General features: G+C 35.1%; 1 protein-coding gene and 1 pseudogene. Both read right to left on the bottom strand.

From position 1 onward, the window contains the following. Positions 1-251: pseudogene (locus JIG37_RS18595) on the bottom strand (hypothetical protein); the annotation flags it as partial. Positions 252-376: 125 nt separating this feature from the next. Then, positions 377-553 (bottom strand): hypothetical protein, encoded by a 177-nt coding sequence (locus tag JIG37_RS18590; protein ID WP_171041577.1) that lies wholly within the window; start codon positions 551-553, stop codon positions 377-379. Positions 554-737: the final 184 nt, after the last annotated feature.

Here is a 737-nt window from a genome sequence, read left to right as displayed (position 1 = left end):
TCATCTAAGGCGAGCTGTTTAATGGTTTTATCTTTTGCTCTTGTTGGGTCTCTGCCAGGGTTCTCAGCGCACCACTGGTTAATTGCGTTAATACGATTTTCTCTTTTAATTTTTTCTCGTTCTTCATGAGTTAAACCGTCGTTTTGTTCAGCAATATAGAGTTCAAGCTCCTCATCACTAATAAGATTATCAATTAAATCATCCAGTTTGTTTGATTTTATTGAGCCTTTATCATCACTACTCATAGTCATTGCTATCTACATTCCTTGTTTTTAACCATTCCACTTTAAATATCTCAGACCCTAAACACCCACTGCTACTTGTCTTAATAAGGTTTTTGTTAATCGCTTCCAATAAGGCGTTGTATCAGGCTGATTTAAGCTTTCGTCGATTGGCCATTTTTCCCATGGCTTAGTGATTTCTTTGTTTGCCCGGCGTTTAAGGTGGCTAGTGAGCTATATTCAAACTTATTTAGAGCGATATACTGTTTAAATTTTTGTAACGCTTCGATTGTTCTTGCATTCATTTTTGCAAATCTATACGAAATAGACATTGATATCCTTACCTTTCAATGTTGCCCTAACAGTCAGTTTTTACAAATCAATCATTAAAAACGAAGTGAATTTTTGCCACGCTGTTTTGCCAAATTTAATCTCACTTTCTGGTTTTATATTTTCTGCGTATTTCCAAGGAAACTTAAAAATTTCAGGTGGATTGAGCTTTTTGATTGGTTTACC

Source organism: Pseudoalteromonas sp. bablab_jr010, assembly GCF_016464105.1.
Classification (GTDB): Bacteria; Pseudomonadota; Gammaproteobacteria; order Enterobacterales; family Alteromonadaceae; genus Pseudoalteromonas; species Pseudoalteromonas simplex.
Note: the sequence above shows the minus strand (reverse complement) of the source record. Positions and strands in the feature narration are given on the sequence as shown.